This window comes from Escherichia sp. TC-EC600-tetX4, assembly GCF_019356055.1.
GTDB lineage: Bacteria > Pseudomonadota > Gammaproteobacteria > Enterobacterales > Enterobacteriaceae.
The window spans coordinates 534,447-552,167 of record NZ_CP079924.1; the positions used below are offsets into that span (position 1 = coordinate 534,447).

Here is a 17,721-nt window from a genome sequence, read left to right on the forward strand (position 1 = left end):
GCCAACTTACTGATTTAGTGTATGATGGTGTTTTTGAGGTGCTCCAGTGGCTTCTGTTTCTATCAGCTGTCCCTCCTGTTCAGCTACTGACGGGGTGGTGCGTAACGGCAAAAGCACCGCCGGACATCAGCGCTATCTCTGCTCTCACTGCCGTAAAACATGGCAACTGCAGTTCACTTACACCGCTTCTCAACCCGGTACGCACCAGAAAATCATTGATATGGCCATGAATGGCGTTGGATGCCGGGCAACAGCCCGCATTATGGGCGTTGGCCTCAACACGATTTTACGTCACTTAAAAAACTCAGGCCGCAGTCGGTAACCTCGCGCATACAGCCGGGCAGTGACGTCATCGTCTGCGCGGAAATGGACGAACAGTGGGGCTATGTCGGGGCTAAATCGCGCCAGCGCTGGCTGTTTTACGCGTATGACAGTCTCCGGAAGACGGTTGTTGCGCACGTATTCGGTGAACGCACTATGGCGACGCTGGGGCGTCTTATGAGCCTGCTGTCACCCTTTGACGTGGTGATATGGATGACGGATGGCTGGCCGCTGTATGAATCCCGCCTGAAGGGAAAGCTGCACGTAATCAGCAAGCGATATACGCAGCGAATTGAGCGGCATAACCTGAATCTGAGGCAGCACCTGGCACGGCTGGGACGGAAGTCGCTGTCGTTCTCAAAATCGGTGGAGCTGCATGACAAAGTCATCGGGCATTATCTGAACATAAAACACTATCAATAAGTTGGAGTCATTACCCAAAACTTAAATGATTTGTTACATGAATCAGTTAAATGTGTGATGCGTACCATTTTTATTAAAAAAATTAATGTGTTTCAGTCAATTGCGAAAGGATGATCACAATGAAGAAAATTGGCGTAATTCTGAGCGGATGCGGCGTCTATGACGGTTCTGAAATTCATGAAGCGGTGTTGACGTTGTTAGCTATTTCACGCAGCGGTGCGCAGGCGGTCTGCTTTGCACCGGATAAGCAGCAGGTTGATGTTATCAACCATTTAACTGGCGAAGCGATGACGGAAACGCGCAATGTGCTGATTGAAGCGGCACGAATAACGCGCGGTGAAATCCGTCCTCTGGCCCAGGCCGATGCCGCTGAACTGGATGCGTTGATTGTGCCGGGGGGGTTTGGCGCGGCGAAGAATTTAAGCAATTTTGCCAGTCTTGGTAGCGAATGCACCGTTGACCGTGAATTAAAGGCGCTGGCACAAGCGATGCATCAGGCCGGAAAACCGCTTGGTTTTATGTGTATTGCCCCGGCGATGCTGCCGAAAATTTTCGATTTCCCGCTGCGTTTGACCATCGGTACTGATATCGATACCGCAGAAGTGCTGGAAGAGATGGGCGCGGAGCATGTGCCGTGTCCTGTCGATGATATCGTGGTTGATGAAGACAATAAGATTGTCACCACCCCAGCATATATGCTGGCGCAGAACATTGCAGAAGCGGCGAGCGGCATTGATAAGCTGGTTTCCCGCGTGCTGGTTCTGGCTGAATGAGTAAAAGCCGCTTAACGGTGTTTAGTTTCGTTCGCCGTTTTCTTTTGCGGTTAATGGTTGTCCTCGCCGTTTTCTGGGGCGGGGGCATCGCGTTGTTTAGCGTTGCGCCTGTTCCCTTCTCAGCGGTAATGGTCGAGCGACAGGTCAGCGCCTGGCTGCATGGCAATTTTCGTTACGTGGCACATTCTGACTGGGTCAGTATGGATCAAATCTCGCCGTGGATGGGACTGGCGGTGATTGCCGCAGAAGATCAGAAATTTCCTGAGCACTGGGGCTTTGATGTCGCTTCCATTGAGAAAGCCCTGGCGCACAACGAGCGCAATGAAAACCGTATTCGCGGTGCTTCAACGATTTCTCAACAGACAGCCAAAAATCTCTTTTTATGGGATGGGCGTAGCTGGGTTCGAAAAGGGCTGGAAGCCGGATTAACGCTGGGGATAGAAACGGTCTGGAGCAAAAAGCGTATCCTGACGGTTTACCTGAATATCGCCGAATTTGGCGACGGTGTGTTTGGCGTCGAAGCTGCGGCACAACGTTATTTCCACAAACCCGCGAGCAAACTTACCCGGTCGGAAGCTGCATTACTGGCAGCTGTATTACCTAATCCACTTCGTTTCAAAGTCTCCTCGCCATCGGGCTACGTGCGTAGCCGTCAGGCGTGGATTTTACGGCAGATGTATCAGTTAGGCGGTGAGCCGTTTATGCAACAACACCAGCTGGATTAAGCTTCGCGCGAAGTGAGGGCCAGCGTTTTGCTCTCACGAGGTTGCAGATCTTTCTGCAGGGCAATAGCCAGCGCCGGTTGGGCGATAAATCGTTTCCATAACCGCTCTTGCTTACGCAGACAACACCACTTCGACCAGGTCGCCAGTGGAATCAATGTGCTTTCACCAATGTTGTCGCAGACGACCGGGATAACCTCTGACTCACTGATGCGGTGACAGAGGATATTCTGCGGCTTCAGCGACATCGTCACGATACGGTTATCCTGCAAATAACGCTTCAGCTGTTTCAGTAGCTGGCGCAGTTGTGCAATGTCTTCTTCGTAACGGCATTGTTCAGCAAATTCGGTCAGCGTAATGGAAGGCTTGCCGTCAAAATCTGCAATCACATCGTAGACATAACCGGTTCCGCAATCCGTCTCAACGGTACCGTGATAGCGCGGTATTCCACTCCAGTCTTTTAACCGGCGACCAAGATGCGCGTAGTACTTTAACTCACGGCGGATCTCTTTATCGCCACCATCGCCACGATGGTAGACAATCTTGATACAGCGTTGGGCATCTTCCGGATGCGCATAACATTTCCGATGTCTTCCGGTGCCCAGGGGACTTTGTTCAGATAAGCGAATCATGCCATCTCCTGGAAATATTTTCTGACGATCTCCAGTATGGTCGATTAACTTAAACAAAACCTAAACAATGCCTCTTAAGGTTTTCTTAAGGTTCTTCTGAAAGTGAAAAGCGCACAAAATGTACAAATGACGTTGATTGAGAACGATTTCAGTACGTGATTTTCTTATTGTCGGGGGGAGTTTGAAGGGAGTTGTATGTCAAAGTGATGAAGATTAATCTTCATCAAAACCAGAATTAAAGAGGGCGATAACGGCGGCCAGTGCTTCCTCTTCCTGTGGACCGGTCGCTTCAACTTCAATCTGCCGTCCTTTGGCAGAATCCAACATCAGCAGCGCAATAACGCTGTTGGCTTCAGCCTCGGTGCCTTCGTCATTACGTAAGAGCACTTCAGCGTCAAAACCCTGCATTAATTCAAACAGCTTCATTGCAGGCCGGGCATGCATGCCCAGCTTGTTTGTGATTTCAACAGTTTGCTTGACGGTCATGGTTTACGTTTTTCCAGCGTACGATGGCGTGACTGGACGTTTTTACCGCGCGAGCGGAAGTAGTCTGCCAGTTGCTCTGCAATATACACCGAACGGTGCTTCCCGCCGGTACAACCAATGGCGACCGTCAAGTAGCTACGGTTGTTGGTTTCCAGCATAGGTAACCATAGCTCAAGATAGCTTCGCGTCTGGTAGATAAAATTGTGTACTTCTGTGTGGCGGTCGAGGAACGCGGCGACAGGTTTATCAAGACCTGTCATTGGACGCAGTTTCGGATCCCAGTGCGGGTTCGGCAAGAAGCGCACGTCAAAGACGTAATCTGCATCGATAGGGATACCGTGTTTGAAGCCGAAAGACTCAAAGACCATGGTCAGTTCGCGTTCACGTTTACCCAGCAGACGGGTACGCAGCATTTCAGCCAGCTCGTGAACGGACATTTCTGAGGTATCGACAATCAGATCCGCTCGCGAACGCAGAGGCTCCAGCAAATCGCTTTCTTTGTCGATAGCACTTTCCAGCGACAGGTTTTTGCTGGAAAGCGGATGCAGTCGGCGCGTGTCACTGTAACGACGAATTAAGGTATTACGGTCGGCATCCAGGAACAGGAGTTGCGGTGAGAAAGCGTCAGGCAGGTTACTCATCGCCTGTTCGAATATTTCTGGTGACTCCGGCATATTACGAACATCAATGCTGACGGCGGCAGAAATCTCGCGATCGGCCAGGGTTCGAGCCAGATCGGGTAACAACACTACGGGAAGGTTATCCACGCAGTAAAAACCCATATCTTCCAGCGCACGCAGGGCGACAGATTTACCTGAACCTGAACGTCCGCTGACGATCATCAGTACCATGTACTGTTTCTCCTCACAACGTCTAAAAGAGACATTACCGAATAACTACGCTTCATCCGGAGTACCTTCGGTATCCGTAATGATTTGATACAGCTCTTCATCGCTCTGGGCTGCGCGTAAACGGCGGCAGATGGTTTTGTCCGCCAGACGTTTCGCCACCAGCGACAGAGTATGCAGGTGCGTTTTAGTTTGGTCTGCCGGCACCAGCAGGGCAAAAAGTAAGTCCACCGGTTGGTTGTCGATGGCATCGAAAGCTATAGGCGTTTCGAGCTGAACGAAAACGCCAACGGCGCGCAGAGTATCTTCTTCCAGTTTGCCATGCGGAATGGCAATACCATTGCCGATACCGGTACTGCCCATTTTTTCCCGCGTCAGGATAGCTTCAAAAACCACCTGAGGCGGCAGGCTAAGTTGTTTCGCCGCCAGCTCGCTGATGATTTCCAGGGCGCGTTTTTTGCTCTGACAGTGGACGCGGCTTCGCGTACATTCCCTGTTAAGAACACTGCTAAGCTGTAGAGTTGTATCATTATTTGTCATAATTTCACCTAAGAACCTGCCCACTCAAACAGTGGAACAGGCTCGGAGCATTAACCGTACAAATGGCCCGTTGTGCCGCACAACAGACCGCCATGCACATGCTAATTGCCCGGACAATTAGTGTTGTTTCAGTTTATCTTTATGTTTGGTCAACTGGCGTGCCAGCTTATCAATTAAGCCATCAATGGCAGCGTACATGTCCTGACCTTCCGCGCTGGCATGAATTTCACCACCGTTTACATGCAGTGTTGCATCTGAGGTGTGGGTGACTTTCTCCACTTTCAGAACAACATAGACCTGGTTGATTCGGTCAAAATATTGCTCAAGTTTGGCAAATTTGGCTGTAACAAATTCGCGCAGTGCCTCGGTGATCTCGACGTTATTTCCGGTAATGTTGAGCTGCATAGTGTCTTCCTTATCGGTTGGGTCAAACGAGTTGTTTACGCTGGTTTGACGGCGGAATGGATAAAGACTCTCGGTACTTCGCAACAGTGCGGCGTGCCACCATGATACCTTGTTCCGACAGCAAAGAGGTTAACTTGCTGTCGCTCAACGGTTTCGCTGGGTTTTCCGCCGCGATTAATTTCTTCACCAGCGCACGAATCGCCGTGGAGGAAGCTTCGCCGCCGCCCTCGGTATTGACGTGACTGGAAAAGAAATACTTCAGTTCAAAAATGCCTCGTGGACTATGCAGGTATTTTTGCGTGGTCACGCGAGATATCGTCGATTCATGCATTTCGACAGCCTGGGCGATATCGGCCAGTACCATCGGTTTCATATATTCTTCACCTTGCTCAAAGAAGGCTTGCTGCTGTTCAACGATACAGCGACTCACGCGCAGTAGCGTATCGTTACGGCTTTCCAGACTCTTGATCAACCATTTGGCATCCTGCAGATTGCTGCGGATAAACTGGCTGTCACCATCGTTGCGCGCGTTATTGCACATCGAGGCGTAGTGCTGGTTGATTTGCAGACGCGGAATGCTGTCACTGTTGAGTTCTACCGTCCAGTGACCGTTATGCTTACGCACCAGCACATCTGGAATGACATACTCAGGTTCGCCAGTCTGGATCGACTGCCCGGGGCGCGGATCGAGCGACTGGATCAGATTGACGGCTTCTTTCAGCACATCTTCTTTCAGACGCGTGACGCGCATTAAAGTGCGGAAGTCGTGATTGGCTAACAGATCGAGATGATCGCTAATGATCAGTCTGGCCTCTTCCAGCCACGGCGTGGTCTTATCGAATTGGGAGAGTTGGATCAGCAGACAGTCACGCAGATCTTTTGCCGCCACACCGACCGGATCAAACCGTTGGATCCGCTTAAGGACGGCTTCAACTTCGTCGATGTCGATCTCTTCATCGCCTATACTTTCGAGAATATCTTCCAGCGGGACAGTCAGATAACCGGTTTCATCAACGGCATCGACGATAGAGGTAGCAATAGCGCGGTCAGTGTCGGAAAACGGTGTCAGCTCAACCTGCCACATCAGGTAATCCTGCAAGGTCTGCGTCGTTTCGCCCTGGTAGACCGGCAGCTCGTCGTCAATGTAGTCACCGCTGGTGCCGGATGGTGTACCAGCGGTGTAAATGGTGTCCCAACTGGCATCGAGCGGCAGCTCTTCCGGCATCTCTTTTTGTTCGAGCGCGTCGGCGGTGTCCAGCGTTTCACTGTCTTGCGTTTCGCGGGTGTCGATTTCTTCATGAGTGTCGATTTGCTCAAGCAGCGGATTACTCTCCAGCGCCTGCTGTAGCTCCTGCTGAAGTTCCAGCGTCGACAACTGCAACAGACGAATTGCCTGTTGGAGCTGTGGCGTCATCGCCAGTTGTTGGCTAAGCCTGAGTTGCAAACCTTGCTTCATGTTCAGAATCGTACTCTCCTGCTAAAACGTCGCAAACTTCTACCCTATCAGAGTCTGAAGTCTTCCCCAAGGTATACACGCTTAACGTGTTCGTCTTGTAAGATTTCTGTAGGCGTGCCGTGGGCGATCAAATGCCCCTGACTGACGATATAAGCGCGTTCACAAACCGCCAGTGTTTCACGCACGTTGTGGTCAGTGATCAGCACGCCCAGGCCGCTGTCGCGCAGGTGCTCAATGATGCGTTTAATGTCGATAACCGAGATCGGGTCAACCCCGGCAAACGGTTCGTCGAGCAGAATAAATTTCGGATTCGCAGCCAGTGCGCGGGCAATTTCTACACGGCGACGTTCACCCCCGGAGAGTGACTGCCCCATGCTGTCACGCAGGTGCTCAATGTGAAACTCTTCCATCAGCTCGTTCGCGCGGTCTTCACGTTGTTCAGCAGACAAGTCGTCACGAATTTGCAGTACCGCCATCAGGTTATCGTAAACGCTGAGGCGACGGAAAATGGAGGCTTCCTGTGGCAGATAGCCGATACCGCGGCGCGCGCGTGCATGCAGAGGCAGCAGACTGATATCGTCATCATCAATAATGATGTTGCCCGCATCGCGCGGCACAATGCCTACAACCATGTAGAAAGTGGTGGTCTTACCGGCACCGTTTGGCCCCAGCAGACCGACAATTTCCCCGGAGTTGACGGTCAGGCTGACGTCTTCTACCACGCGACGGCCTTTATAGGCTTTTGCAAGGTTCTTTGCAGTTAATGTTGCCATAACGAATTAATTACCCTTCTTCTGTGCCGGGGTCTGGCCTTTGTTGTTTTTGTCCTGCAGCTGCGACGGCACCAGAACGGTTGTTACGCGCTTGCCTTTGTCGCTGAAAGCCTGCATTTTCTGCTCTTTCACCAGGTAAGTGATCTTATCGCCCTTAATGTTGCTATCGACCTGCTGCAGATAAGCATTACCCGTCAGAACGACAAAATCTTTTGCCAGTTCGTAGTGCATCTGGGAAGCGTGACCTTCAACGGGTTTACCGTTGTCCTGCATCTGGTAGAACGTTGCCGGTTTACCGTAGCCGTCAATCACTTCTTTACCTTGTTCGCCGCCCGGACGGGTAACGACCACTTTGTCGGCATTAATTTTGATGGTGCCCTGGGTGACGATGACATTACCGGTAAAGGTAACCACGTTGCCTTGCATATCAAGAGATTGCTGGTCCGATTCAATGTGGATCGGCTGATCAGTGTCTCCGGTTACGGCAAATGCCGGAATGCTGGCGGCCAGAAGTGAGCTGGCAAGCACAAGATTAAGGCTGAGTTTGTTTGTTTTGAATTTCATAGGATGTTCTAACCTTTTCAATCAGCTCGGCGTTCTTGCTGCGTAAGTTGCCGCGCATTTTCAGACCGCTGGAGTTAAATGTTGTTCCGTATAACGTGACGAGGTCTTCAGAGGTAACATCCTGCGTCACCAGATTGATCTGCGCGTTATCCGTCGTGATTCTGCGAAGTTGAGAGTCTGGCACAAGTGCGTTGACTTCAACGTGTCCATATAAATAGAGCATCCGGTCATTGGTCAGCTTGGCTTTATCTGCTTTTACGGACCATGTCGGGATTTTATCCTTATCAAACGTGGTAAGTACCGGCTGCGTAAACCACGAAACGGCCTGATCGGAATAATATTCAACGTGTTGAGCAATCAATCGATAGCTTAGTGCCCCTTCTGGGTTATAGACGAGCGTGTCCGTATGCTCGCTTTTATAGGTGGGATCATTGTTGTTGACGACCACCTGGGCGGTATCGTCTTTTTCGGCCATATTAATGCCGATCATCACCAGAACCGCCAGTGATAGCACAATGATAACCCAACGTCTGGCTTTACTCATATCGATTGCCCTTTGGCTTCATCCAGTTTGCCCTGCGCCAGGAGTAATAAGTCGCAAACTTCGCGCACTGCGCCACGACCGCCAGCAATGCGCGTCACGTAATCGGCGCGCGGGATCAACAGTGGATGCGCATCGGCCACGGCGACGCTTAAACCCACTTTTTCCATTACCGGCCAGTCGATGAGATCATCGCCGACATAAGCCACATTTTCCGGGGCAATCGCCAGTTTTTCCAGCAGATCGCTAAAGGCGATCAGTTTGTTTGACTGCCCCTGATACAAGTGAGTGATCCCCAATGTGGCACAACGATCTTCTACCAGTTTAGCCTTTCGCCCGGTAATGATAGCGACTTCAATATCAGAGGTGAGCGCACAACGAATGCCATAACCGTCACGAACATTGAACGCTTTCAGCTCTTCGCCATTATTGCCCATATAAATCAGGCCATCTGACAGTACGCCATCGACATCGAGGATCAGCAGACGAATGTTCTCTGCTTTTGCTATAACGTCGGCGCTGACAGGGCCGTAACAGGTCGCAAGCGACGCACCTGCTTTGCTCATTGTTGTTTATCCTTGAATCTTTACACTACGCCTGCACGCAGTAAATCATGCATATGTAACACACCGAGTAAATGGTCGCCATCGGCAACCATCACGGAGGTGATATGGCGGGACTGCATTAAGTTCAGTGCCTCAACGGCCAGAATGCCAGGGCGCACACGTATTCCCCCCGGCGTCATCACATCGGCAATACTTAACTGACGAACATCCACGCCCATATCGAAGACACGGCGTAAATCACCGTCGGTAAAGATGCCTTCAATCATCATATTGTCATCGCAAATGACAGTCATACCAAGATTTTTGCGGGTAACTTCCAGCAACGCGTCACGCAGACTGGCCGTTTTCTTAACATGCGGGATCTCATCGCCCGTATGCATAATATCGTTTACGCGCAGCAGAAGTTTACGACCCAGTGCGCCGCCTGGGTGTGAGAGCGCAAAATCTTCAGCAGTAAAGCCGCGTGCTTTTAACAGCGCGACAGCGAGGGCATCGCCCATAACCAGCGTGGCGGTGGTGCTGCTGGTCGGTGCCAGCCCTAACGGACAGGCTTCTTTCGCTACTTTAACACACAGATGCACATCTGCGGCGCGCGCCATGCTGCTCTCCGGGCGACCGGTGATGCAGATTAACGGTACGTGAAGACGCTTAAGCACTGGAATTAAGGCCGTGATTTCGCTGGATTCACCAGAGTTAGAGATAGCAATCACCACATCCTGTGGGGTAACCATGCCTAAATCACCATGCGCGGCTTCACCAGGATGGACGAAAAATGAAGGTGTACCGGTGCTGGCAAACGTTGCCGCCATTTTTCGCCCAATATGCCCCGATTTTCCCATCCCCATGACGACAACTTTCCCTTTACACCAGAACATCTTTTCACAGGCAAGCGTGAAATTCTGATTGATGTATTGATCAAGCTCCGCCAGGCATTCACGTTCAATCGCCAGGACTTCTTTACCTGCTTGCTGAAAGTCAAAACCCGGTTGTAACTCTACGTGCGACATAATGCGTTTCCAGTTATTCAACGAGTATTGGCGATAACCAGTACAACATCGCCAGCCATACGATAAATCCGCCAGTTAATAATACCCCTACACCACGGCCCGGTTGCGGGGAGCGCCGCCAGCACAGCAACGCAAAAATAATGCTCACCAGCAACATCACGCTGTAGTCACGACTGTACGCCAGTGGATCAATCTCTCCTGGCGTTATCAGCGCGGGTAAACCCAACACGATGACAATATTAAAAATGTTTGCGCCAATGATATTTCCGACAGCAATGTCGTTTTCACCTTTGCGAACCCCCGCTATTGCGGTTGCCAGTTCCGGCAGGCTGGTTCCGATAGCAATTGCCGTCAGACCCATCGTCAACTCGCTGATGGCAAAGTAATTCGCCAGCACCGTGGCGTTATCAACCACCATCCGCGTGGCCACTGGCATGATGATAAGCGCAATGCCGAGCCATAAAAACGCGACGGGCAATCCGCCGTCACGCGGCAGCTCTGCAAGCTGCTCTCTGGTCAGGCTGTCAGTCCCCTGACGTTCAGCCTGACGTGCAAGTTTAACAATGAACAGCAGCCATAGCACAGCCAGAAAGAGGAGAAAGATACCATCGCTGCGACTAAGTTGTCCGTCATAGAGTACGGAACCGGCCACCACGCTGACCAACAACATTAAGGGTAATTCACGGCGTAGAACATCAGAATGGACGGTAAAAGGACGAACCAGCGCAGCCAGACCGAGGATCAGCAATATATTGATAATGTTTGAGCCGAGGGCTGTACCAACGGCTAAATCGCGTTGTTCGTGCAGAGACGCGGCAAGCGAGACGATGACTTCTGGTAACGATGTACCAATACTGACCACCGTCATGCCGATGATCAGCGGCGGGATGCCAAAGGTTCGGCAAAGAATAGACGCGGCAAAAACCAGGCGGTCGGCACTGTAAACGACCAAAAGTAAACCAACAATTAACAGTGCCGTAGCTAAAAGCATCTAACGTCCTTTCTTCAGGTATACTCGCCGGTCCGCTGAAGATTTTCAGAAAGCCGTAACGGATGCTTAATTTTGACTTTATGCGGCTAAAAAGTAAAACAAATGCCAGCTTTCGCTAACCACGGCGGGTAATATTCTGTAAATATGTTGGGTTCAAGGTTAAATTGAGCGCCATGCTTAGAAAATCAACGCAAGACGAAGGGTGAATTATGGAGCAGTCTGTGGCGAATTTAGTCGATATGCGCGATGTCAGTTTTACGCGTGGCAATCGCTGCATCTTCGATAATATTTCCCTGACCGTGCCGCGAGGGAAGATCACGGCGATCATGGGGCCATCGGGCATCGGTAAAACGACGCTACTCCGTCTGATTGGCGGGCAAATCGCACCAGATCATGGTGAGATCCTTTTCGATGGTGAGAATATTCCGGCGATGTCTCGTTCGCGCCTGTATACAGTGCGCAAACGGATGAGCATGTTATTTCAGTCCGGGGCGTTGTTCACTGATATGAACGTATTTGACAACGTCGCCTATCCACTGCGCGAACATACCCAACTTCCCGCGCCATTGTTGCATAGTACGGTGATGATGAAGCTGGAGGCCGTGGGGCTGCGTGGAGCGGCTAAACTAATGCCTTCTGAACTTTCCGGTGGGATGGCGCGGCGTGCAGCGCTGGCGCGTGCGATTGCGCTGGAGCCGGATCTCATCATGTTTGATGAACCTTTTGTTGGGCAAGATCCCATCACCATGGGCGTACTGGTGAAGCTGATTTCTGAGCTGAACAGCGCGCTGGGCGTGACTTGTGTGGTGGTTTCTCACGATGTGCCGGAAGTGTTAAGTATTGCGGATCACGCCTGGATCCTGGCGGACAAAAAAATTGTCGCTCATGGCAGTGCCCAGGCGTTGCAGGCGAATCCTGATCCGCGCGTACGTCAGTTTCTGGACGGGATAGCTGACGGGCCTGTTCCGTTCCGCTATCCTGCCGGCGATTATCACGCTGATCTTTTACCAGGGAGTTAAGCCACTCATGCTGTTAAATGCGCTGGCGTCGCTCGGACATAAAGGGATTAAAACCCTGAGAACGTTCGGGCGGGCCGGGTTAATGTTATTCAATGCGCTGGTCGGCAAACCGGAATTTCGCAAACATGCGCCGCTGCTGGTGCGCCAGCTCTATAATGTCGGCGTCCTGTCGATGCTGATTATTGTGGTTTCTGGCGTGTTCATCGGAATGGTGTTGGGGCTGCAAGGTTATCTGGTTCTGACCACTTATAGTGCGGAAACCAGTCTGGGTATGCTGGTGGCGTTATCGCTACTGCGTGAACTGGGGCCGGTGGTTGCCGCGTTGTTGTTTGCCGGGCGTGCTGGTTCGGCGCTAACCGCAGAAATCGGCCTGATGCGCGCTACAGAGCAACTCTCCAGTATGGAGATGATGGCGGTGGATCCGCTGCGTCGGGTTATTTCTCCCCGTTTCTGGGCTGGGGTTATTTCATTACCACTGTTGACGGTTATTTTCGTCGCCGTGGGGATCTGGGGCGGATCTCTGGTCGGCGTCAGTTGGAAAGGCATTGATAGCGGGTTCTTCTGGTCGGCAATGCAAAATGCCGTCGACTGGCGTATGGATCTGGTCAACTGTCTGATTAAGAGCGTGGTGTTCGCCATCACGGTGACGTGGATTTCGTTGTTTAACGGCTACGACGCCATCCCGACGTCTGCCGGGATTAGCCGGGCAACCACTCGCACCGTTGTCCACTCGTCTCTGGCTGTTCTGGGGCTGGATTTTGTGCTGACCGCATTGATGTTTGGGAATTGAGTTCATGCAAACGAAAAAAAATGAAATTTGGGTGGGTATCTTTTTATTAGCAGCACTGCTGGCGGCGCTGTTTGTTTGCCTGAAGGCGGCGAACGTGACGTCCATACGTACTGAACCGACCTACACGCTTTATGCGACGTTCGATAACATTGGCGGCCTGAAAGCGCGCTCTCCGGTCAGTATTGGTGGCGTTGTTGTGGGTCGGGTGGCGGATATTACGCTGGACCCGAAAACCTATCTGCCGCGCGTAACGCTGGAAATTGAACAACGTTATAACCACATTCCAGATACCAGTTCGCTGAGCATTCGTACTTCCGGCCTGCTGGGGGAACAATATCTGGCATTAAACGTCGGTTTTGAAGACCCGGAACTGGGGACTGCTATCCTGAAGGATGGCGATACAATTCAGGACACTAAGTCTGCGATGGTGCTGGAAGATCTCATTGGTCAGTTCCTTTACGGTAGTAAAGGCGATGACAATAAGAATAGTGGCGATGCGCCAGCTGCTGCGCCAGGTAATAATGAAACCACTGAACCTGTGGGTACAACGAAATAATTTCAGGAGAACCGACGCATGTTTAAACGTTTAATGATGGTCGCTTTGCTGGTGATTGCACCTCTGAGTGCGGCAACCGCGGCAGACCAGACCAATCCGTATAAGCTGATGGACGAGGCGGCGCAGAAAACGTTCGATCGCCTGAAGAATGAGCAACCGCAAATTCGGGCCAACCCGGATTATCTGCGTACCATTGTTGATCAGGAACTGCTGCCATACGTACAGGTGAAATACGCCGGTGCGCTGGTGCTGGGCCAGTATTACAAGAGTGCGACCCCTGCTCAACGTGAAGCCTACTTTGCCGCTTTCCGTGAGTACCTGAAGCAGGCTTACGGTCAGGCGCTGGCGATGTATCACGGTCAAACCTATCAGATTGCGCCAGAACAGCCGCTGGGCGATAAAACCATTGTGCCTATTCGCGTTACCATTATTGACCCGAATGGCCGTCCGCCGGTGCGTCTGGACTTCCAGTGGCGTAAAAACTCCCAGACGGGCAATTGGCAGGCTTACGACATGATTGCTGAAGGCGTCAGTATGATCACCACCAAACAAAACGAGTGGGGAACGCTGCTGCGTACCAAAGGTATCGACGGCCTGACTGCGCAACTGAAATCGATTTCTCAACAGAAAATCACTCTGGAAGAGAAAAAATAATGAGCGAGTCACTGAGCTGGATGCAGACGGGTGACACGCTGGCGTTATCCGGAGAGCTGGATCAGGACGTTTTGCTACCGCTTTGGGAAATGCGTGAGGAAGCGGTGAAGGGGATTACCTGCATCGATCTTAGCCGTGTCTCCCGCGTGGATACGGGGGGACTGGCACTGCTGCTCCATCTTATCGATCTGGCGAAAAAGCAGGGCAACAATGTGACGCTTCAGGGGGTAAACGACAAAGTGTATACCCTGGCGAAATTGTATAATTTGCCTGCTGATGTTCTGCCTCGTTAAATTTTTTCAGGCCGGATATGGCGTTAACCGCCTGTCCGGCAAACCTGCCTGCAAGTCGAGCCTTGTCTGATTTATCAGCGAGGCTTTTTGCTTATTTATGCCAGCGCAACTTTGCTCTAAGATGTTTCGCTGGTTTATTAACTGATGATTGAAGATCCCATGGAAAATAATGAAATTCAGAGCGTGTTGATGAACGCTCTCTCCCTCCAGGAAGTCCACGTTTCCGGCGATGGCAGCCACTTTCAGGTTATTGCCGTGGGTGAGTTGTTTGACGGCATGAGTCGGGTTAAAAAACAGCAGACGGTCTATGGTCCGCTGATGGAATATATTGCGGATAACCGCATTCATGCTGTGTCGATCAAAGCGTATACCCCTGCGGAGTGGGCGCGCGATCGCAAACTGAACGGCTTTTGAGCTATGGGCGATTCGCCGGTAGCGGATATGAATTGTTAACTGAGAACAAACTAAATGGATAAATTTCGTGTTCAGGGGCCAACGAAGCTCCAGGGCGAAGTCACAATTTCCGGCGCTAAAAATGCTGCTCTGCCTATCCTTTTTGCCGCACTACTGGCGGAAGAACCGGTAGAGATCCAGAACGTCCCGAAACTGAAAGACGTCGATACATCAATGAAGCTGCTAAGCCAGCTGGGTGCGAAAGTAGAACGTAATGGTTCTGTGCATATTGATGCCCGCGACGTTAATGTATTCTGCGCACCTTACGATCTGGTTAAAACCATGCGTGCTTCTATCTGGGCGCTGGGGCCGCTGGTAGCGCGCTTTGGTCAGGGGCAAGTTTCACTACCTGGCGGTTGTACGATCGGTGCGCGTCCGGTTGATCTACACATTTCTGGCCTCGAACAATTAGGCGCGACCATCAAACTGGAAGAAGGTTACGTTAAAGCTTCCGTCGATGGTCGTTTGAAAGGTGCACATATCGTGATGGATAAAGTCAGCGTTGGCGCAACGGTGACCATCATGTGTGCTGCAACCCTGGCGGAAGGCACCACGATTATTGAAAACGCAGCGCGTGAACCGGAAATCGTCGATACCGCGAACTTCCTGATTACGCTGGGTGCGAAAATTAGCGGTCAGGGCACCGATCGTATCGTCATCGAAGGTGTGGAACGTTTAGGCGGCGGTGTCTATCGCGTTCTGCCGGATCGTATCGAAACCGGTACTTTCCTGGTGGCGGCGGCGATTTCTCGCGGCAAAATTATCTGCCGTAACGCGCAGCCAGATACTCTCGACGCCGTGCTGGCGAAACTGCGTGACGCTGGAGCGGACATCGAAGTCGGCGAAGACTGGATTAGCCTGGATATGCATGGCAAACGTCCGAAGGCTGTTAACGTACGTACCGCGCCGCATCCGGCATTCCCGACCGATATGCAGGCCCAGTTCACGCTGTTGAACCTGGTGGCAGAAGGGACCGGGTTTATCACCGAAACGGTCTTTGAAAACCGCTTTATGCATGTGCCAGAGCTGAGCCGTATGGGCGCGCACGCCGAAATCGAAAGCAATACCGTTATTTGTCACGGTGTTGAAAAACTTTCTGGCGCACAGGTTATGGCAACCGATCTGCGTGCATCAGCAAGCCTGGTGCTGGCTGGCTGTATTGCGGAAGGGACGACGGTGGTTGATCGTATTTATCACATCGATCGTGGCTACGAACGCATTGAAGACAAACTGCGCGCTTTAGGTGCAAATATTGAGCGTGTGAAAGGCGAATAATCGTCTGAGAGCTGGCAGCCCCGTTCGCGGGGCTACCGCCAGACCACTCATTTTTTCGGTTTAGTGTAGCTACGCATCAACTGCGTTCTGTCGATAAACTCATGGGTCTGCGGATCATGGTAGCGTGATGGCCAGATAACCCAGGGGTCAGTTCCCAGGGCTTTCGCAATAATCATCTCTCCTTTCGGCCATGGGCGCGATAATGCATTCGCCAGCGTTGAGGAACTCAAACCATTTCTGCGAGATTCCGCCGCCATTGACGTTCCCTTCTTGCGCAAACCCGCAATGATGTCAGCGGGATGCCAGTCAATGAAATTACTTTCCATTTTTCCTCACTCCTTAAGTTAGTCGCTTTCATTCAGAACACTTCTTCTGTCGAGCATCACTATACTCCTGATGGCCTATTGCTCTAAAAAGTTCCTGTAAAGAGTGTGAATATTCAGAATATATAAAGATGCACATCCCTATTTTTCAGGTGTTATAGAGCTGAATAAGTGTTTTTATGGAACTTACTGGAACCATCCCGCGCGCTGCGCGGGATGAGGGGAGGGGATTAACGATCGCGTTGAACAGCGATGTGCGCGAGGCCGATGAGTGCTTCTCGCCAAGGGGTGTCCGGGAGCACCTGTAACGCTGCGATGGCTTTGTCTGCTTCTTCCTCGGCACGCTGACGCGTCCATTCAAGAGATCCACAAGCGTTCATTGCTTCCAGAACCGGTTCCAGAAGATGGCGACCGTTACCCTGTTCGATGGCGGTACGGATCATCTGTGCCTGTTCTGGTGTGCCATGATGCATCGCATGCAGCAGCGGCAGCGTCGGTTTACCTTCGTTCAGATCGTCGCCGACATTTTTACCTAACTGTTCGCCATCGGCATTGTAATCGAGTAAATCGTCGATCAACTGGAAAGCAGTGCCGAGATAGCGCCCATAATCCTGCAGGCCTTTCTCCTCCTCCGGCGTACAGCCAGCCAGAATCCCGGAACACTGCGCGGCAGCCTCAAACAGACGCGCGGTTTTGCTATAGATAACGCGCATGTAGTTTTCTTCAGTGATGTCCGGATCGTTAACGTTCATCAGTTGCAGAACTTCACCTTCTGCGATGACGTTTACGGCTTCTGACATGACTTCCAGCACTTTGAGCGAACCGAGGCTGGTCATCATCTGGAAAGCGCGGGTATAAATAAAATCGCCTACCAGCACGCTGGCGGCATTGCCAAATGCGGCGTTGGCGGTAGCTTTACCCCTGCGCATATCTGATTCATCCACAACGTCGTCGTGTAGCAGAGTCGCCGTGTGGATAAACTCGATCAGGGCAGCAATGGTGACATGCGCATTTCCCTCATAGCCAACAGCTCGTGCAGCCAGTACAGCAATCATCGGACGAATACGTTTACCGCCGCCGCTGACGATGTAATAGCCTAACTGATTGATCAGTTGGACGTCGGAATTAAGCTGCTCAAGGATTGCCGCATTAACACCCGCCATATCTTGCGCGGTTAACTCATTGATTTTTTCTAAATTCATCGCAAAAGCCGGGCTTTTCGCCCCGATTACCTTACTGTGAACAAAGGCAACTTAGGGTTTATGGTTAGGAATATAGGGTGATTGTACTGAAAAAATGGCACAGATAAA

General features: G+C 51.5%; 24 protein-coding genes. 10 read left to right on the plus strand and 14 right to left on the minus strand.

The annotated features are described in order from the left end of the window. Window positions 1-46: 46 nt before the first annotated feature. The 3 genes from KXD89_RS02545 to mtgA all read left to right on the plus strand — a co-directional run bounded on the left by KXD89_RS02545 (window position 47) and on the right by mtgA (window position 2,242). A protein-coding gene (locus KXD89_RS02545) for an IS1-like element IS1A family transposase (RefSeq protein ID WP_094096600.1) occupies window positions 47-744 on the plus strand; the annotation gives its coding sequence in 2 pieces (ribosomal slippage) (window positions 47-296 and window positions 296-744; 699 coding nt in all). A 119-nt stretch (window positions 745-863) separates the two neighbouring features. After that, window positions 864-1,517 carry an isoprenoid biosynthesis glyoxalase ElbB gene (gene elbB / locus KXD89_RS02550; protein ID WP_001300411.1) on the plus strand — a complete coding sequence of 218 codons (654 nt, stop codon included), beginning with the start codon at window positions 864-866 and terminating at the stop codon, window positions 1,515-1,517. Then, a complete protein-coding gene (gene mtgA, locus KXD89_RS02555) occupies window positions 1,514-2,242 on the plus strand; it encodes a monofunctional biosynthetic peptidoglycan transglycosylase (protein ID WP_000047091.1) in 729 nt (242 codons plus the stop codon). The genes elbB and mtgA overlap by 4 nt, the downstream gene beginning before the upstream one ends. Here mtgA and yrbL read toward each other — a convergent pair. The 12 genes from yrbL to KXD89_RS02615 all read right to left on the minus strand — a co-directional run bounded on the left by yrbL (window position 2,239) and on the right by KXD89_RS02615 (window position 11,048). Next, a complete protein-coding gene (gene yrbL / locus KXD89_RS02560) occupies window positions 2,239-2,871 on the minus strand; it encodes a PhoP regulatory network protein YrbL (protein ID WP_000620405.1) in 633 nt (210 codons plus the stop codon). The genes mtgA and yrbL overlap by 4 nt on opposite strands. Window positions 2,872-3,084: 213 nt before the next feature. Next, window positions 3,085-3,357, minus strand: coding sequence for a PTS phosphocarrier protein NPr (npr, locus tag KXD89_RS02565; protein ID WP_000216791.1), 273 nt, complete (start codon window positions 3,355-3,357; stop codon window positions 3,085-3,087). Continuing rightward, window positions 3,354-4,208, minus strand: coding sequence for an RNase adapter RapZ (rapZ, locus tag KXD89_RS02570; protein ID WP_000243741.1), 855 nt, complete (start codon window positions 4,206-4,208; stop codon window positions 3,354-3,356). The genes npr and rapZ overlap by 4 nt, the downstream gene beginning before the upstream one ends. Before the next feature lie 45 nt (window positions 4,209-4,253). Then, on the minus strand, window positions 4,254-4,745 hold the full coding sequence (gene ptsN, locus KXD89_RS02575) for a PTS IIA-like nitrogen regulatory protein PtsN (RefSeq protein ID WP_000183676.1): 492 nt from the start codon (window positions 4,743-4,745) through the stop codon (window positions 4,254-4,256). Window positions 4,746-4,862: 117 nt separating this feature from the next. Further along, entirely contained in the window at window positions 4,863-5,150 is a 288-nt protein-coding gene (gene hpf, locus KXD89_RS02580) for a ribosome hibernation promoting factor (protein ID WP_001176599.1), read from the minus strand. 22 nt (window positions 5,151-5,172) lie between these two features. Further along, window positions 5,173-6,606 (minus strand): RNA polymerase factor sigma-54, encoded by a 1,434-nt coding sequence (rpoN, locus tag KXD89_RS02585; RefSeq protein WP_000809057.1) that lies wholly within the window; start codon window positions 6,604-6,606, stop codon window positions 5,173-5,175. Between the two features lie 47 nt (window positions 6,607-6,653). After that, the gene (gene lptB / locus KXD89_RS02590) at window positions 6,654-7,379 is read right to left on the minus strand and encodes an LPS export ABC transporter ATP-binding protein (RefSeq protein ID WP_000224099.1); all 726 of its coding nucleotides are present in this window, start codon (window positions 7,377-7,379) and stop codon (window positions 6,654-6,656) included. Between the two features lie 6 nt (window positions 7,380-7,385). Beyond that, on the minus strand, window positions 7,386-7,943 hold the full coding sequence (gene lptA, locus KXD89_RS02595; RefSeq protein WP_000669785.1) for a lipopolysaccharide ABC transporter substrate-binding protein LptA: 558 nt from the start codon (window positions 7,941-7,943) through the stop codon (window positions 7,386-7,388). Next, entirely contained in the window at window positions 7,912-8,487 is a 576-nt protein-coding gene (lptC, locus tag KXD89_RS02600; RefSeq protein ID WP_000030537.1) for an LPS export ABC transporter periplasmic protein LptC, read from the minus strand. Before lptC ends, lptA begins: the two co-directional genes overlap by 32 nt. After that, window positions 8,484-9,050, minus strand: coding sequence for a 3-deoxy-manno-octulosonate-8-phosphatase KdsC (gene kdsC / locus KXD89_RS02605; protein WP_000030005.1), 567 nt, complete (start codon window positions 9,048-9,050; stop codon window positions 8,484-8,486). The genes lptC and kdsC overlap by 4 nt, the downstream gene beginning before the upstream one ends. 20 nt (window positions 9,051-9,070) lie before the next feature. Further along, window positions 9,071-10,057, minus strand: a complete 987-nt coding sequence (kdsD, locus tag KXD89_RS02610) for an arabinose-5-phosphate isomerase KdsD (RefSeq protein ID WP_001295557.1) — start codon at window positions 10,055-10,057, stop codon at window positions 9,071-9,073. Window positions 10,058-10,070: 13 nt separating this feature from the next. Further along, window positions 10,071-11,048 (minus strand): calcium/sodium antiporter, encoded by a 978-nt coding sequence (locus tag KXD89_RS02615; RefSeq protein WP_000922901.1) that lies wholly within the window; start codon window positions 11,046-11,048, stop codon window positions 10,071-10,073. 209 nt (window positions 11,049-11,257) lie between these two features. Here KXD89_RS02615 and mlaF point away from each other — a divergent pair, with 209 nt between their 5' ends. From mlaF to murA, 7 genes are all read left to right on the plus strand, one after another. Beyond that, window positions 11,258-12,067: a phospholipid ABC transporter ATP-binding protein MlaF gene (mlaF, locus tag KXD89_RS02620; protein WP_000438245.1), complete on the plus strand. Its 810-nt coding sequence runs from the start codon at window positions 11,258-11,260 to the stop codon at window positions 12,065-12,067. Window positions 12,068-12,074: 7 nt separating this feature from the next. After that, window positions 12,075-12,857, plus strand: coding sequence for a lipid asymmetry maintenance ABC transporter permease subunit MlaE (gene mlaE / locus KXD89_RS02625; RefSeq protein WP_000925795.1), 783 nt, complete (start codon window positions 12,075-12,077; stop codon window positions 12,855-12,857). A gap of 4 nt (window positions 12,858-12,861) precedes the next feature. Continuing rightward, window positions 12,862-13,413 (plus strand): outer membrane lipid asymmetry maintenance protein MlaD, encoded by a 552-nt coding sequence (gene mlaD / locus KXD89_RS02630; RefSeq protein ID WP_001296448.1) that lies wholly within the window; start codon window positions 12,862-12,864, stop codon window positions 13,411-13,413. Between the two features lie 18 nt (window positions 13,414-13,431). Further along, window positions 13,432-14,067 (plus strand): phospholipid-binding protein MlaC, encoded by a 636-nt coding sequence (mlaC, locus tag KXD89_RS02635; protein ID WP_000476487.1) that lies wholly within the window; start codon window positions 13,432-13,434, stop codon window positions 14,065-14,067. Continuing rightward, window positions 14,067-14,360, plus strand: a complete 294-nt coding sequence (gene mlaB / locus KXD89_RS02640) for a lipid asymmetry maintenance protein MlaB (RefSeq protein ID WP_000004488.1) — start codon at window positions 14,067-14,069, stop codon at window positions 14,358-14,360. The genes mlaC and mlaB overlap by 1 nt, the downstream gene beginning before the upstream one ends. Before the next feature lie 159 nt (window positions 14,361-14,519). Next, the gene (ibaG, locus tag KXD89_RS02645; protein WP_000429656.1) at window positions 14,520-14,774 is read left to right on the plus strand and encodes a BolA family iron metabolism protein IbaG; all 255 of its coding nucleotides are present in this window, start codon (window positions 14,520-14,522) and stop codon (window positions 14,772-14,774) included. Window positions 14,775-14,828: 54 nt separating this feature from the next. Continuing rightward, entirely contained in the window at window positions 14,829-16,088 is a 1,260-nt protein-coding gene (gene murA / locus KXD89_RS02650) for a UDP-N-acetylglucosamine 1-carboxyvinyltransferase (RefSeq protein WP_000357259.1), read from the plus strand. Between the two features lie 47 nt (window positions 16,089-16,135). On the opposite strand, the gene sfsB is transcribed toward murA, so the two are convergent. Further along, window positions 16,136-16,414, minus strand: a complete 279-nt coding sequence (gene sfsB / locus KXD89_RS02655; RefSeq protein WP_000445413.1) for a DNA-binding transcriptional regulator SfsB — start codon at window positions 16,412-16,414, stop codon at window positions 16,136-16,138. Window positions 16,415-16,641: 227 nt separating this feature from the next. Further along, window positions 16,642-17,613 (minus strand): octaprenyl diphosphate synthase, encoded by a 972-nt coding sequence (ispB, locus tag KXD89_RS02660; protein ID WP_001047336.1) that lies wholly within the window; start codon window positions 17,611-17,613, stop codon window positions 16,642-16,644. Between the last annotated feature and the right edge of the window lie 108 nt (window positions 17,614-17,721).

Excerpts from the sequence above, each read along its gene's own strand:
- mlaE (WP_000925795.1), top strand. The coding sequence starts at position 12,075 with ATGCTGTTAAATGCGCTGGCGTCGCTCGGACATAAAGGGATTAAAACC.
- mlaB (WP_000004488.1), top strand. The coding sequence starts at position 14,067 with ATGAGCGAGTCACTGAGCTGGATGCAGACGGGTGACACGCTGGCGTTA.
- kdsC (WP_000030005.1), bottom strand. The coding sequence starts at position 9,050 with ATGAGCAAAGCAGGTGCGTCGCTTGCGACCTGTTACGGCCCTGTCAGC.
- rpoN (WP_000809057.1), bottom strand. The coding sequence starts at position 6,606 with ATGAAGCAAGGTTTGCAACTCAGGCTTAGCCAACAACTGGCGATGACG.
- npr (WP_000216791.1), bottom strand. The coding sequence starts at position 3,357 with ATGACCGTCAAGCAAACTGTTGAAATCACAAACAAGCTGGGCATGCAT.
- KXD89_RS02615 (WP_000922901.1), bottom strand. The coding sequence starts at position 11,048 with ATGCTTTTAGCTACGGCACTGTTAATTGTTGGTTTACTTTTGGTCGTT.
- ibaG (WP_000429656.1), top strand. The coding sequence starts at position 14,520 with ATGGAAAATAATGAAATTCAGAGCGTGTTGATGAACGCTCTCTCCCTC.
- hpf (WP_001176599.1), bottom strand. The coding sequence starts at position 5,150 with ATGCAGCTCAACATTACCGGAAATAACGTCGAGATCACCGAGGCACTG.
- ptsN (WP_000183676.1), bottom strand. The coding sequence starts at position 4,745 with ATGACAAATAATGATACAACTCTACAGCTTAGCAGTGTTCTTAACAGG.
- mtgA (WP_000047091.1), top strand. The coding sequence starts at position 1,514 with ATGAGTAAAAGCCGCTTAACGGTGTTTAGTTTCGTTCGCCGTTTTCTT.
- murA (WP_000357259.1), top strand. The coding sequence starts at position 14,829 with ATGGATAAATTTCGTGTTCAGGGGCCAACGAAGCTCCAGGGCGAAGTC.
- yrbL (WP_000620405.1), bottom strand. The coding sequence starts at position 2,871 with ATGATTCGCTTATCTGAACAAAGTCCCCTGGGCACCGGAAGACATCGG.
- lptB (WP_000224099.1), bottom strand. The coding sequence starts at position 7,379 with ATGGCAACATTAACTGCAAAGAACCTTGCAAAAGCCTATAAAGGCCGT.
- lptC (WP_000030537.1), bottom strand. The coding sequence starts at position 8,487 with ATGAGTAAAGCCAGACGTTGGGTTATCATTGTGCTATCACTGGCGGTT.
- mlaD (WP_001296448.1), top strand. The coding sequence starts at position 12,862 with ATGCAAACGAAAAAAAATGAAATTTGGGTGGGTATCTTTTTATTAGCA.
- rapZ (WP_000243741.1), bottom strand. The coding sequence starts at position 4,208 with ATGGTACTGATGATCGTCAGCGGACGTTCAGGTTCAGGTAAATCTGTC.
- sfsB (WP_000445413.1), bottom strand. The coding sequence starts at position 16,414 with ATGGAAAGTAATTTCATTGACTGGCATCCCGCTGACATCATTGCGGGT.
- mlaC (WP_000476487.1), top strand. The coding sequence starts at position 13,432 with ATGTTTAAACGTTTAATGATGGTCGCTTTGCTGGTGATTGCACCTCTG.
- kdsD (WP_001295557.1), bottom strand. The coding sequence starts at position 10,057 with ATGTCGCACGTAGAGTTACAACCGGGTTTTGACTTTCAGCAAGCAGGT.
- lptA (WP_000669785.1), bottom strand. The coding sequence starts at position 7,943 with ATGAAATTCAAAACAAACAAACTCAGCCTTAATCTTGTGCTTGCCAGC.
- ispB (WP_001047336.1), bottom strand. The coding sequence starts at position 17,613 with ATGAATTTAGAAAAAATCAATGAGTTAACCGCGCAAGATATGGCGGGT.
- mlaF (WP_000438245.1), top strand. The coding sequence starts at position 11,258 with ATGGAGCAGTCTGTGGCGAATTTAGTCGATATGCGCGATGTCAGTTTT.
- elbB (WP_001300411.1), top strand. The coding sequence starts at position 864 with ATGAAGAAAATTGGCGTAATTCTGAGCGGATGCGGCGTCTATGACGGT.